Annotated in this window: 13 protein-coding genes and 1 pseudogene; 9 read left to right on the top strand and 5 right to left on the bottom strand. The window is 64.5% G+C overall.

Features of this window, described 5'->3' with window-relative positions:
• Window positions 1–160: 160 nt before the first annotated feature.
• The 5 genes and pseudogenes from WFI00_RS15655 to WFI00_RS15635 form a co-directional block, all read left to right on the top strand.
• Window positions 161–769 (top strand): annotated as a pseudogene (locus WFI00_RS15655) (restriction endonuclease subunit S); the annotation flags it as partial.
• Entirely contained in the window at window positions 766–3,894 is a 3,129-nt protein-coding gene (locus tag WFI00_RS15650; protein ID WP_336633330.1) for a type I restriction endonuclease subunit R, read from the top strand. The pseudogene WFI00_RS15655 and the gene WFI00_RS15650, both read left to right, overlap by 4 nt.
• Window positions 3,891–4,919: a restriction endonuclease gene (locus WFI00_RS15645; RefSeq protein WP_336633329.1), complete on the top strand. Its 1,029-nt coding sequence runs from the start codon at window positions 3,891–3,893 to the stop codon at window positions 4,917–4,919. The genes WFI00_RS15650 and WFI00_RS15645 overlap by 4 nt, the downstream gene beginning before the upstream one ends.
• A gap of 266 nt (window positions 4,920–5,185) precedes the next feature.
• Window positions 5,186–5,707 carry a hypothetical protein gene (locus tag WFI00_RS15640; protein ID WP_336633328.1) on the top strand — a complete coding sequence of 174 codons (522 nt, stop codon included), beginning with the start codon at window positions 5,186–5,188 and terminating at the stop codon, window positions 5,705–5,707.
• Window positions 5,700–6,065, top strand: coding sequence for a hypothetical protein (locus WFI00_RS15635; RefSeq protein WP_336633327.1), 366 nt, complete (start codon window positions 5,700–5,702; stop codon window positions 6,063–6,065). Before WFI00_RS15640 ends, WFI00_RS15635 begins: the two co-directional genes overlap by 8 nt.
• A 637-nt stretch (window positions 6,066–6,702) precedes the next feature.
• On the opposite strand, the gene WFI00_RS15630 is transcribed toward WFI00_RS15635, so the two are convergent.
• A complete protein-coding gene (locus WFI00_RS15630) occupies window positions 6,703–7,062 on the bottom strand; it encodes a DUF4238 domain-containing protein (protein ID WP_336633326.1) in 360 nt (119 codons plus the stop codon).
• Window positions 7,063–7,443: 381 nt separating this feature from the next.
• Here WFI00_RS15630 and WFI00_RS15625 point away from each other — a divergent pair, with 381 nt between their 5' ends.
• Window positions 7,444–8,124 carry a hypothetical protein gene (locus WFI00_RS15625; protein ID WP_336633325.1) on the top strand — a complete coding sequence of 227 codons (681 nt, stop codon included), beginning with the start codon at window positions 7,444–7,446 and terminating at the stop codon, window positions 8,122–8,124.
• A 362-nt stretch (window positions 8,125–8,486) separates the two neighbouring features.
• Window positions 8,487–9,679 (top strand): IS3 family transposase gene (locus WFI00_RS15620; protein WP_336633324.1). Its coding sequence is split into 2 segments (ribosomal slippage): window positions 8,487–8,771 and window positions 8,774–9,679, totalling 1,191 coding nucleotides; the frame shifts between segments, so codons are not numbered across the junction.
• On the opposite strand, the gene WFI00_RS15615 is transcribed toward WFI00_RS15620, so the two are convergent.
• Window positions 9,680–10,156 carry a hypothetical protein gene (locus WFI00_RS15615; protein WP_336633323.1) on the bottom strand — a complete coding sequence of 159 codons (477 nt, stop codon included), beginning with the start codon at window positions 10,154–10,156 and terminating at the stop codon, window positions 9,680–9,682.
• Window positions 10,157–10,285: 129 nt separating this feature from the next.
• On the opposite strand from WFI00_RS15615, the gene WFI00_RS15610 reads away from it, so the two are divergent.
• Window positions 10,286–10,501: an Excalibur domain protein gene (locus tag WFI00_RS15610; RefSeq protein ID WP_336633322.1), complete on the top strand. Its 216-nt coding sequence runs from the start codon at window positions 10,286–10,288 to the stop codon at window positions 10,499–10,501.
• 68 nt (window positions 10,502–10,569) lie between these two features.
• On the opposite strand, the gene WFI00_RS15605 is transcribed toward WFI00_RS15610, so the two are convergent.
• The gene (locus WFI00_RS15605; RefSeq protein ID WP_336633321.1) at window positions 10,570–10,989 is read right to left on the bottom strand and encodes an SRPBCC family protein; all 420 of its coding nucleotides are present in this window, start codon (window positions 10,987–10,989) and stop codon (window positions 10,570–10,572) included.
• Between the two features lie 332 nt (window positions 10,990–11,321).
• Here WFI00_RS15605 and WFI00_RS15600 point away from each other — a divergent pair, with 332 nt between their 5' ends.
• Window positions 11,322–11,774: a MarR family winged helix-turn-helix transcriptional regulator gene (locus WFI00_RS15600; RefSeq protein ID WP_336633320.1), complete on the top strand. Its 453-nt coding sequence runs from the start codon at window positions 11,322–11,324 to the stop codon at window positions 11,772–11,774.
• A 40-nt stretch (window positions 11,775–11,814) separates the two neighbouring features.
• On the opposite strand, the gene WFI00_RS15595 is transcribed toward WFI00_RS15600, so the two are convergent.
• Together WFI00_RS15595 and WFI00_RS15590 are read right to left on the bottom strand one after the other, a co-directional pair.
• Entirely contained in the window at window positions 11,815–12,246 is a 432-nt protein-coding gene (locus WFI00_RS15595) for a GIY-YIG nuclease family protein (RefSeq protein WP_336633319.1), read from the bottom strand.
• Window positions 12,239–13,168 carry a zinc-ribbon domain-containing protein gene (locus WFI00_RS15590; RefSeq protein WP_336633318.1) on the bottom strand — a complete coding sequence of 310 codons (930 nt, stop codon included), beginning with the start codon at window positions 13,166–13,168 and terminating at the stop codon, window positions 12,239–12,241. The genes WFI00_RS15595 and WFI00_RS15590 overlap by 8 nt, the downstream gene beginning before the upstream one ends.
• Window positions 13,169–13,287: the final 119 nt, after the last annotated feature.

Genomic DNA, 13,287 nt, shown 5'->3' with positions numbered 1-13,287 from the left:
TCGCCCGCCGGATCGCCCGCGGCTTCACCAACTACGACAACTACCGGCTCCGCATGCTCCTGATCGCCGGCGGACTTGACCCCCTCACCCCCACCTAGAATGCGCAGAGCCCCTTAAGCCGAGCGGCACGGAGTGGGCGACCGATGTCCCCTCGCACTGGAGGGTCGGAAACATACGTCGGTTCGCGTCGATGAAGACCGGGCACACGCCGAGCAGACAGCACCCGGAGTACTGGGTCAACTGTGATATCCCCTGGTTCACGCTCGCCGACGTGTGGCAATTGCGGCAAGGGCGACGAGACATGGGCGAGACGAGCGAAAAAATCTCCACACTCGGACTCGCGAATTCAGCGGCGGAGCTACTGCCAGCCGGGACGGTTGCGCTATCACGCACAGCTTCCGTGGGTTTCGCTGGAATCATGCCCGTGGCGATGGCGACCAGCCAGGACTTCTGGAACTGGGTTCCCCGCGCGGAGCTTCTCCCGGAGTATCTCTGGTTCCAGTTCCATGCCATGAAGCCTGAGTTCGAGCGGCTGATGACCGGTTCGACTCATCGAACTATCTATCAAGCCGATGCCGCGTCATTCACGATCCTCGTCCCACCGGTAAGCGAGCAACGCGAGATCGTCCAGCGTCTCGATAGCGTCACGAAGCGCATCGATGAGGCTACCGCTACCGCGCATCGCGGTGTGGCCTTGGCGCGGGAGCGTCGTGCCGCGCTGATTTCGGCTGCGGTGACGGGGAAGATCGATGTGGGGGTGGCGGCATGAGTGGTGTTGCTGGGGCGCATCTGGAGTCGGTGCTGGAGAACGAGATCGCCGAGCATCTCGCCGCGAACGGCTGGCTGTACTCGCCGACCGATGCCGGGCACGACCGTGAGCTCGCGCTCTTCCCCGAGCACGTGCTCGGCTGGCTGGAGGATTCGCAGCCGACCGAGTTCGCGAAGGTGGTCCGCCCCGACGACACCGACGCGCAACGGAAGGCCGCGGGCGACAGCATCCTGACCCGTCTGGCGAAGTCTCTGGATCTGGATCCGTTGAAGAACGGTGGGACGATCCGGATTCTGCATGAGGGCTTCTCGATGGTCCCGCTGCACGGGGGCGCGGTGAAGTTCCAGTTAGCGCAGTTCCGGCCTGCAACGACGCAGAACCCGGACACACTGGAGGCGTACGGGAAGATGCGGGTGCGGGTGATGCGTCAGGTGCATTACTCGGTGAAGCATCCGAACAAGGCGTTGGATCTAGTGCTGTTCGTGAACGGAATCCCGGTCGCGACGGTCGAGTTGAAGACGGACTTCACGCAGTCGATCGGCAACGCGGTGAGTCAGTACCGGTTCGACAGGTCGCCGGCGGGCGAGCCGTTGTTCGGGTTCGCGAAGCGGTCGCTGGTGCATTTCGTGGTGTCGAACTCCGAGGTGCGGATGACCACGCGCCTCGCCGGGCCGATGACACGGTTTCTACCGTTCAATAAGGGTGCTGACGAGGGTGCGGGGAACCCCGTGAACCCGGACGGGTCGGCATCCGCGTACTTCTGGGAGGAGATCCTGCAGCGCGACACCTGGCTGCAGCTGCTGGGGTCGTTCGTGCACTTGCAGGTCGAGGTCGATGTCGACCCCGACACCGGCAAGAAGACGAAGTCTGAGAAGGTGCTGTTTCCGCGGTATCACCAGTGGCGGGCCGTGACCCGGCTGGTCGACGCGGCGCGGGTGGAGGGGCCGGGAAACCGGTACTTGGTGCAGCACTCGGCGGGGTCGGGGAAGACGAACTCGATCTCGTGGCTCGCGCACCGCCTCTCCCAGCTCCACGATGACGTGAACGTGCGGGTGTTCGACACGGTCGTGGTGGTCACGGATCGGACGGTGCTGGACAAGCAGTTGCAGGACGCGATCTCGCAGTTCGAGAAGCAGGCCGGGGTGGTGCAGTCGATCACGAAGGATGCGGGCGAGTCCAAGTCGAAGCAGCTCGCCGCCGCGCTGACCGGTGGCAAGAACATCGTTATCGTGACGATCCAGTCGTTTGACGCGTTGATCACCGCGATCCAGACCCTGCCCGAGCTGCAGGGGCGCCGGTTCGCGGTGATCGCGGACGAGGCGCACTCGTCGCAGACCGGCTCGACGGCGGGCGCTTTGACGAAGGTGCTGTCCCCGGACGAGCAAGCCGCGGTCGCCGAGGGCGCCTCGATCGATTCGGACGCGTACCTGCAGTGGGCGATGGAGGTCACCGCCTCCGCCCCCAACATCTCCTACTTCGCATTCACCGCGACGCCGAAGGCGAAGACCCTCGAGCTGTTCGGGCGGGTGCCGGAGGGTGGGGATCTACCGGAGCCGTTCGACCTGTACTCGATGCAGCAGGCGATCGAGGAGGGCTTCATTCTCGATGTGTTGCAGAACTACACGCCGTACAAGGTGGCGTGGAAGCTGCAGCATCCCGATTCTGACTACGACGGCGCCGGTGAGGTGGACGAGTCGACTGCAGTGAAGGCGCTGGTGCAGTACGTCAGGTTGCATCCGACGAACATCAGTCAGAAGGCGAAGATCGTCGTCGACCACTTCCGTGCGTTCGTGCAGCCGCTGCTGGACGGCAAGGCGAAGGCGATGGTCGTCACCGGGTCGCGTGTCGAGGCTGTGCGGTGGAAGAAGTACCTCGACGACTACATGGCCCACACCGGCGTGCAGGGGGTGCGGTCTCTGGTCGCGTTCTCCGGCACGGTCGATGACCCGGGCCTGCTCGGTGACGGGTTGACGGAGCGGACCCAGAACCCGGGAGTCGCGTCGGATCTGGCCGAGGCGTTCAAACCGGCCACGTACAACGTGATGATCGTGGCGGAGAAGTTCCAGACCGGGTTCGACCAGCCCCGCCTGGTCGCAATGTACGTCGACAAGAAGCTCGGCGGCGTGCAGGCCGTGCAGACCCTGTCCCGGCTGAACCGCACCTACCCGGGGAAGGACAAGACGTTCGTGCTTGACTTCGTCAACGACCCACAAGAGGTACTGGATGCGTTCCTGCCGTACTACGGGAAGGCGACGCTCACCGCGACGACCGACCCGAACCTGATCTACGACCTCGTGGTCAAGCTGGACGGCTCAGGAATATACACGATGGCGGAGGTCGAGCAGGCGTTCGACGCGGCCCTGGCCGGTGGCGTGAACGCGAACTCGAAGGTGTCGGCGGCGACCGCGCCGGCGGTGGACCGGTTCCAGAAGCGATGGGTCGCCGCGGTGCTGGATGGAGACAAGGCTGAGCAGGATGAGCTGCGGCTGTTCAAGGCCGACGTGGGGAACTTCGTGAAGTTCTACGACTTCATCTCGCAGGCCCGAAACCTCGAAGACACGGACCTACCCCGCCGTCACTACTTCTTCCGCCGCATCCTCCCGCAACTCTCCACTGCGACGATCCTTGAGCCGGTCGACATCTCGGTCGTCACTCTGGTGGGCTACAAGATCAGCGCAGGCGAGTCGGTTTCGTTGAAGCTGGAGCAGGGGCCGGGGCTGGATCCGATCACTGCGATCGGGTCGGGTGCAATCCACGAGAAGCACCGGTCCGCGCTCGAGGAGATCATCCACAAGCTCAACGAACGCCTCGGCGACAAGTACGGAGTCGGGGTCATCGACCTCCATCTCAACCACGTTGTCGGCAAGCTCGCGCTCGACGTCGACCTCGCGAACCAGGCCGCGGTGAACAGCCCGCAGCAGTTCGCTGAGTCCCCGGCCTTGCCGAAGGCGTTCACGAAGGCGCTGCTCGGTGTGCGGGACGAGACGCCCGCGTTCATCGACGACCTGTTCAACGACAGCGGGCTGTACGCGGAGCTCGGGAAGGCTCTGCCGGCCATGCTGTACGAGTACTTGAAAGCGGGCCCGGCTTCGAACATCAATGGAATGAATGGCGCAGGCCGATGAACACTTGGGGAGTCCACAACAATGCCCTCACCACCGAGCTGGTGGACGAGGGGTTTATAAGTCTGGGCTGGGATCATCTCCCGGATCTCGCGACAATCCCCGCGGGCCGAGAGGGCCTGAAGCGGGCACTGTCGGAGGCGGAACCGGACGCGAAGGTGCGGTCGATCGCCGGACAGGCTGGCGTCCTGACTCGCTTTCGAGACGAGATGCACGCGGGTGATGTCGTCGTCGCGCCGTACAAGCCCGATTCGACCATCAACCTGGGCGTGATCACAAGCGACTATTACTTCGACGCTAGCGCACCGATCCACCGACATCGGCGACGCGTTGAGTGGAAGCGCATCGGCTTACCACGCACGCTCTTCTCCCAGCCAGCGCTTTACGAAATTGGCTCTGTGCTTGCGGTCTTCAGAGTCCGTCGACACTCCGAGGAGTTCCTGGCTGCCCTTAACAGCACAGATGAGTCGCTGGATGTGCTCGCGAAGAAGATCGACATGGTGGCCGAGCGCTCCGCTACTGATGACGAGGTTGATGAACCTCGCGCATCGCGGATCGAACGTCACACACGAGATTTCGTGCTCGAAGCGCTGCATAAGCGCCTGAGCCACCAGGAGTTCGAGGAGTTCACCGCTGCTCTCCTCCGCGCGCTCGGATATCAAGCGCGCGTGACGCAGTTCACACAGGACGGTGGCGTCGACGTAATTGCGCACCGGGACCCTCTCGGGGTCGAGCCGCCGCAGATCAAAGTGCAGTGCAAGCACCTCACCGGCACAGTTGGTGCCCCCGACGTCCAGCAACTGATCGGGACCCAGGGGCCCGGAGAGCTGTGTCTGTTCGTCACGTTGGGAAGCTATTCGCGGGACGCGCTCGCAATCGAGCGCCAGCGACCGGGATTGCGGCTGCTGTCGGGCGAGGACATCGTGACGATGACGCTGGAGCATTATGCTGACCTGCCTGAGTCCTGGCGCGCAATCATTCCGCTGACTCGAGTGCTCGTCGTCTCCGATAGCGCCGGCGACGCATAGAAGCTAGCCTCGCCGCGGCGAGCTCGTTGAGGCGAAGAACGCCCCGCAGTCTGCACTGAGCCAGCGCGAACCTTGCGGCTCGGTGGAATCGTTCGGCCGTTGCGCCGAAAGCGCTTGTTCAAGACGTGGCCAAGACGCCGGGGTTGTGCTGCAGCTGCACCTCGCTGATCCTGAGGCGCATCGGATGAGCACTCGCCTGAGTTGATTGCAGCCTCGAGCAGTTCGATCTGGTACTTTCTGTCGGAGTTTAGAGAGTTTGGACGTGCATGTGGTGGTTTGACGGGCAGGCCGCCCCGGGCTGGCACGATTGGCTTGCACTTGCGCTGACCGTCGTTGGGTTCTGGATCGCCATTGTGCAACTGAGGAAGACGCGGTCGGCGTCTGAGGCCGCCGCGGGTGAGTTGCGCAAAGCACGAACGAAGTTGAACTCTGATCAACTTGGTGCGGTTGTGACTCAGATGCAGATGATCGTCGCGGACATTGACTTTGCGATCCAGGAGAACGACAGAGAGGTCGCCCACCGGGCGCTTCTAAGGTTTAGCTATGTGGCGAACGAGTCCATCGCGCTGCTGGGCAACTTGGCTGCGGATCACACCGCCTTAGAAGCGCGGCTGAGAGACGCCGCGACGAGCGCGCTCGATGCCAAGTCGTCGATAGTGGGCAAGAAGGTTGTGGATGTCGCCCGTAGTGCGAAGGCAGCGGGGAACGAGATATCAGGCCTGTGCGTGGAGATCTCAGGTCTCGTCGCCAAGGATCGGTATCAGATCGGAGTAGCGGAAGATGTTTGACGAGTCTCAATGGGGGGCGCTTGTTGGTGAGATCGCAAAGCTCACAGAGGCGGAGAAATTGACGTGGCGGGCGGAGGACGGGGTGTTCACCGCCAGTGTTGGACAAGTCGAATACGTCCTCGGCTCTGTCGACAACGATGATCGTGCCCCCTACTTCTTCGGCGTATGGGATCCATCGAATAGCGAGTACCTTGCAAAGCTGGAGTCGCAGCCGACGGAGAACGGCGGATTGGCTGCGGCGACTCCAGCGCAGGCTGTCCCTGCCCTTTATGCGCGCGTCAAGCGCTCTGCTACGGGAGCGGATCGGCTTTTCAGTAGTCTTCTGAACGGGCTAAAGAGACTCGATGAGCCGTTCTAGCGAGCGCCGTTCGCGCTCGACTTGAACCAACAGATCAGGCGCCCTCGCTTCTCGCGCTCACCTAAATGCCAGAGCCCGCGGGATTATCGAAGCTCGTTGACGCCATTACAAGAGTCACGCCTCTCAGGCGCCGGTCGTCCCAAACTGCCCCCGGGTAGATCCTGGATTGCGTCACTGTCCCGATTGTCGAACCACTGCCCTCGCGGGCGCGAACCGTCCTACGCGCGAATAGCAGACGGTACGAGGTGCTTGTCTTGTTGAGGCGTACCATAGCGTCGTCAAGTGCAACCCATCCGCGGACGAGCACCGTTGAATGAGGCACGAGAAGCCCTGAAGTCGACTGTGTGGAAGGTGGGTTCGCGGTTGCCGGTAATGTTACTGAGAAGCGCCACGGGGTTGTCGCTGAGGGAGATAAACCGGCGGTTGGCTCGCATGAGGATTCAACGCTGGCCCCACAGATGCTGACCGAGCGAATGGAATTTGTCCTGGAACATCTGCTCGTGAGAGTTGAGAGGTGGATCCTCAGCGGCGCGCCATGGGCCATAGCGTCGTTGAACCGCGGCGACCACGTCAGGCTGACCGGTGACTACGCCGTTTCGGATCAGATCGATCGGGTGGACATCACGATTCTTGGACTTCAGCCACTGCTCTGCGACCTCTTACGTGTGGTCTCGAAACTTGGGGTTCGGAGCACGAGGCTCGCGAGGAACGAGCAGAGAGCGCCGCGGTCGCATTCAGACAGCGGCCAGACGTTCGCGAGGTCGTTCGCCGCGCAAAGCCGATGAAGAATCTTGGCGCCTCCATCCTCAAGACGGGAGATGTTCTCCCTCTTCTCGATGTCGTACCGCGCCGTCAGGGAGTCAATGACGTAGAAGTCCTCCACCACCGTCGCGATCTTCGCATTCACCCGCCCCGCGCGAGTCACGTCGCCAGAAATGTCGAAGCGCCGAAGATTGCCTCGTTCGTCGGCGAACGATCGGAGCAGGAACCTGGGCACCGTATGGTGCCGCCTGCTTGAGCCCTCCTGGATAGCAATTGCCACAGGATTAAGTTGCCATACGCCTCCGACGTGACCGCCTCACCGCGTCGCGAACTCACGAAGTCGAGCCACGCAGAGAATCCAACCCCTGCCCGCAGCTACCAGGCCGAGGGGTGGGTGAGAGCCCGAGGGCGGAACGCACACCGCACGTCACGGAGCCCGCTCGCGACCCGCCTCTGCCGCGCAGTACGCGCAAGGGGACCGGCGGGCTCGTATCGAGGGAGAGACCACCACGGACGGCGCCGTGGTCTCCCGGAGCCGGTGGCGCCAGAGTCGGGGCCGAGTACGCGTAGCCAACTCGCTCGCTCTCGTCCACTAGTCTGAGCGCTGGAGGTTCCCTTGGGCGACTCGTTCAAAGCACCAGCGATTCGGCTGGATGTGCCACCGGGCATGTCTATCTGGGATGTCGTCGATAATTTCGCGACCTACGCCAGACACACCCTAGAGTCGCTGCCGGGGCGGATTCACAAGGCCGATTTCACCGTGTGGGACAAGAGCGGATCCAACCTAACGCGCCAATCGATAGCTGAGCTCAGGGAAGCGGTCCGCACGCACCACCTCGACGTCAAGTACTTCTACGGATCCGTACATCTGGCGGCACCGGGGGCCCTGCCCTGGCATGCGGACACAGCGATTAGCGTCTGGGCGGATCTGGCGGAGCGCGAAAAGCCCGACCGCGTGCGAATCGAAATCGAGTCGACGAACAAGATTCAGATGGACGGAGTGCACACTCAAATTCGAAACGAAGCCGAGCATTTTCAGCAGCACTCAGAGCTTGCGCCGAAAGTAGTTCAGATTACTCAGGCGGGTGTAGTGCCACCGGCAAGAGCTACAACACCACCCGATGCGCCGACCCCAACCACGGCGCATACAATCCCGAGTGCAAGTGTTGCCCACTCGACGCCGCCCTCCTGGTTGTCGAGGACGTGGCGTGATCACACCGCAATGTTCGTTGTGACAGTCGTTGGCGGCCTTGTCGTTGCGGCTCTCGGTACGTGGCTTGGGCTACACGTCTTGTGACTCCTAAGCGCGCCGACGGCCCGGCAATCCTGTCGGTGTCGGCGATCGCATGTACACCCGTGATCCTTCAACGGATTCTCGCAGGGCGCGTTCGGGTGAGGGCGGACTCCCGGTGAAGCGGATGGGCACTTGCAGCCTCAGAGGCCCCACAGGCGGACGATGCTCGTACAGCGATCCCGCTGCCCGGTAGATGCCACCGCCATCGCCCGGCGTTGGCTAGTGCACTGAAGCCTCGCCTCGTTCGGCTCTATACGACTTGGTAGGGCTCCTCTCGCATCCATCGCTCAAGCACGGGACTGCTGCACGAGTAGGTGACATCTGATTTGGCTTGCCCGGGAGGGTGGGCCTGGAAGGATGTTGCTGTGCCCAAGCCGTACCCGAGCGAGTTCCGTGACGACGTGGTCCGCGTCGCGAGGAACCGTGAGCCCGGAGTGACGATCGAGCAGATCGCGAAGGACTTCGGTGTTCACCCGATGACGTTGCAGAAGTGGATGCGTCGCGCCGATATCGATGAGGGCGCCAAGCCCGGCCAGAGCCGCACCGAGTCCGCGGAGCTGCGCGAGGCGCGCAAGCGGATCCGGTTGTTGGAGCAGGAGAACGAGGTGCTCCGGCGGGCGGCGGCGTATCTGTCGCAGGCGAACCTGCCGGGAAAAGGCTCTACCCGCTCGTGAGTGAGCTCGCCGCCGACGGGATCCCGGTCGCGGTGACGTGCCGGGTGCTCAAGCTCTCCCGTCAGCCCTACTACCGGTGGCTGGCGAACCCCATCACCCCGAGCGAGGTGGTGGAGGGGTATCGCGCGAACGCGTTGTTCGACGCGCATCGTGACGACCCGGAGTTCGGGCATCGACTCCTCGCTGACGAGGCCCGCGACAACGGTGAGGCGATGTCGGATCGGACCGCGTGGCGGATCGCGTCGACCAACGGCTGGTTCAGCGCGTTCGGCAAGCCCAAGCGGAGCAAGGGCCGCCGACCGGGACCGCCTGTGCATGACGACCTCTGCGCCGTCGTCGACGAGCACGGCCGGACCCGACACGTGTTCGCCGCCGACGCCCCGAACGAACTGTGGCTGACCGACATCACCGAGCACAAGACCGCCGAGGGCAAGCTCTACCTCTGCGCGATCAAGGACGTCTTCAGCGGCCGGATCGTGGGGTACTCGATCGACTCGAGAATGAAGTCGCGTCTGGCCGTGCAGGCGCTCGAGAACGCCGTCGCGATGCGCGGCGACGTCGCCGGCTGTGTAGTGCATTCGGACAGGGGATCTCAATTCCGCAGCCGGAAGATGCTCCGCGCTCTGGCCCGGCATCGCACGGTCGGGAGCATGGGAAGAGTCGGGTCGAGCGGAGACAACGCAGCGATGGAGAGCTTCTTCACGCTGCTGCAGAAGAACGTCCTCGACCGCCGCGCCTGGACGACCCGCGAGCAGCTGCGGATCGCGATGGTCACCTGGATCGAGCGGACTTACCACCGGCGCCGACGTCAGGCCCGCCTGGGCCGTTTGACGCCCATCGAGTTCGAGACCATCATGAACACGACCGTCGCGCTGGCGGCGTGACTAGAAACTGTCACCCATCCGTGCAGCAGTCCCCACCTCGACGCCGTCCTCGGTATAGGGCGTGAGGTCCAGATCACAGTCGAGCGAGTACTTGGTGACGAGTGCGACGAGTTCCGAACCGATCCGCTTTCGCAGCGCCAGCAAGGCGACGCCGAGGGTCTCGTGATCGGCGATTGGAGTCGCACCACGCACATAATCGCGACAGGCGTCAGCGATCCTTTTCATGGATTGCCGGGCAGTTTCGCTTCGCAGAAGATGCATCGACTGAACCGAGTACTCTCGTACCTTCCGCACGGAAGCCAACACATGGTCGCTGACCTCGTTGCGGATGTCGTCGATCACGAATCGCTTATCGGCGACATAGTCGACAAATCCCTGGCAGATTGATGCGTCGGACTTGATCCAGGTGCCGGAGACGCCTCCGCCCGTGAGGCTTGCGCTGAAGCCACTTGGCATCCATGTGTACTGACTGCCCATGCGTTCCCTCGTTTCGCAGCGTTGAGTTCCACCCGAACATATCGGGACAGCACGACGAACGGGAGAGCGCCGACCGCCGTCGTGCTTCATCGCAGGCCATGAACGCCGTACTCGACGGACCTACGTGCCGTGCCCTCCGATCCGCCCGCCGTGGAGGCAGCGCCGCCGGCCGACGACGGATGCGACCCGAACTACGCGGATGCCTGCGTCCCGATCGCCAGCGATGTCGACTGCGCGTGGGGGAGCGGTGACGGGCCCGCCTACTTCGACGGGGTCGCCCGTGTCGTGGGGCGCGATATCTACGGTCTCGACCGCGACGGCGACGGGTGGGCCTGCGAGCGCTGAACCGACGGGCCGACCCAATCGTTGCGGCTCTTTCAGCGGTTCGCCGCGACAGACGTGAACGCCTCGCGTCAGAAGATGTCCACGGAACCACCGATCGCTCGTTCCACGAGCCGCTCCAACCTCCACCCCGCGATCGGTCGCATCGCGTGCTGCATCACGGCGAACAGCGCGCCGGTGTGCGTGATCTCGTGCGTGACACGCGTGTCGGTACCCTCCGTCGTGATGAGCCAATCCCCGACTTCGACGCTTCCCGCGACGGTGAGACGCCACTGGACGTGATCGCTCGTCGCCTGTGTGTACGTCAAGCCGGCGTCGCCGGGAATGCGGGTGGAGACGGGGTACCGTTTGCCGACGATCGCGACGCGGTCCCGTGTATCGACGCGGACGAGAGCGGGGTTCCAGTCCGCCAGGGTGCTGATGTCGAGGAGTATCCCGGTGATGCGTGAGGGGGCTACCGGGATTGTGCGTTCTGCCGACATCGTTCTCATGTGCGTGCCTTTCTCGGTTCTTGTGGATGGGGGAAGGCGAGACGAGCGAGAGCCTTCAAAGGTGTTCGTCCGACAGCAGGGAGATGTCCTCCCAACTCCGCGTGTCGACTTCTCAAGTTAGATGATGCGTCATCGAATGACGCGATACTTGTCGCCTCGACCGCAATTGTCAACTCGTGACCCCTCTGTATCGGCGGCTTTCAACGCACCGAGCCCAGGGATCTGGTGTCTGATAGTGTGTGTGGTGACGCCGCAATCAGTGTCGCGTCATGATATTTCGGCAACTCCATGAGGCGGAGATCGATTCGATGGGCTCACAGCGCGCGCGGTCGGTGACGGCTGCCGAGCTTCGTTACGCGATCCTCGCTGTGCAACGAGAAGGCAACAGGCGCCTGGCGGCGGCGCTGGCGCCTCTGGAGGTCAGCCCGGCTCAGGCCGAGGTGCTCGTCGTGCTCGGCGAACATGGGCCCTTGACGCTCAAAGGCTTGGGGAGCCTGCTCGTCTGCGAATCAGGCAGCCCCAGCCGGCTCGTCGACGCACTGGTGCGACGGGGAATCGTCGACCGCATCGACAACCCGATGGACCGGCGCCAGATCCTCCTCCAGCTCACGAAGGAAGGTCGTCGGCTGCTGCCCGAGATCAGCGCTGTCGAGGCGGAGATCGACGCATCGCTCGCGCACGCCTTCGATAAGGACCTCTCCGCGGAGATGGGGGAGAGGATGAGGCTGTTCCTCGCGGGCACGAACACGGGAGACGCGCTTCAGCGACGCTTTCCGCACGAGTGATGCGGTCACGGTGCGGCGGCGACCCCTCATCCGTCGCAGGTCAGCTGACGGTGCGGCGGAGGGCATCCGCCATCCATCGTGCGTAGGCGTGCCAGGGCGGCGTGTCCGCGGCCAGGGCGGCGGCGTGGAGGAGGAGCTCGTCCGCGGCGCGGAACCACTCGCCTCCCTCGCGCAGACGCGCGAACTGGGCGTGGCGGGTGCGCTCGAGGGTGCGGTCGCCGAGCTCGAAGGCGAGCAGGTCCTCATGCAGGATCGCGGCGAGGCGTCGCCGCGGCTGCGCCGATGTGCCGATCTTGATCCGATCGTGCCAACGCAGGTAGTACACGACGTCGACCCGGGGCCGCGGCAGGTCGGCATCCGGAGCGTCACCCACGCGCCATCCGCAGACCGCGCACACGAGACCGTGACCTTCCGCGGCATCCGGCACGACCTCGCCCAGGCCGCAGAAGGTGCAGACCGAGGGGTCACGCACGGTAGGCCTCGATGAGGAGCGGTCCGCGGATGTCGCTCAGGACGTCGATGAGCCGGAGGATGCCGCGCCTGCTGATCGTCGCCGCCGTGATGTCGTGGGGCCCGATCGCGGGGAGCTTCCCCGTGCGCAGCCGGACGACCTCCCAGCCCGCCGCCCGCAGCAGCCGATCCTTGCGCCGATCGGTCTCTTCGCGGGTGCCGACGTGCTCGAGCCCGAACCGTCCGATGGTGTCGTACTCGATCGCGACGCGCAGCTCCGGCAGGAGGATGTCCGGCCAGACCTCGAGGTGGTCGAAGAACGGCCGCCGGACCCGGACCGCGGTCATCCCCTCCGTCACGGTCAGGGCGGCGAAGATCGAGCGCCGGAGCTCCTGCTCGGCGGCCGAGGCGGGAGCGGGCGCGCACGCGCTGAGGAACGGCGTTCCGGCGGGGACGGCGGGGGTCTTCGCGCACGGGGGACGAGCGGGGCGGGATGCCCGGGCGCGCGATGCACGTGGTGGTGCGGTTACGCCGTCCGGCGACGGGCGGGGAGTCCGCAGGCCAGCGGGTGAGGCATCCGGTGCGGCCTCCGTCGTGGCATCCGCAGCGCCGCGGTCGATGGGTACGGGCGAGCGGGCCGGGCGCGCCGCGGCCGTGCAGTCGGGGCACCAGGCGGACCGGCGGCGCACCCGTCCGGGGCGGGATCGCTGTTCGACCGGGGTCGCGACGAACAGATGGCCGGTCTCGCATTGCCAGAGCAGCAGGACGTCGGCCGCCGGAGGGATCTGCGAGAGCACGATCCCCGCATTCAGATCCGGATGGTACTGCCGCACGAGCGCGGGGTACGGCGCCCAGGCATCCCGGTAGGCACCGACCTCGTAGGGGACGGCGCGCCCCCGGGAGAACTGCCGCCGCGCCCACCAGTCCTGGATCCGTTCGGCCACAGCGGCACGATAGGCGAGACCTCCGACGCCCCTCGCCGCAGGCGGCACCCCGACCCTGTCGAGACCGCACGAATGCGCGCCCTTCGGGCTCGGAGCGTGACATTCGTGCGGTCTCGCGA

It is taken from the genome of Microbacterium sp. MMO-56 (assembly GCF_037146215.1).
Taxonomy (GTDB): domain Bacteria; phylum Actinomycetota; class Actinomycetes; order Actinomycetales; family Microbacteriaceae; genus Microbacterium.
Note: the sequence above shows the minus strand (reverse complement) of the source record. Positions and strands in the feature narration are given on the sequence as shown.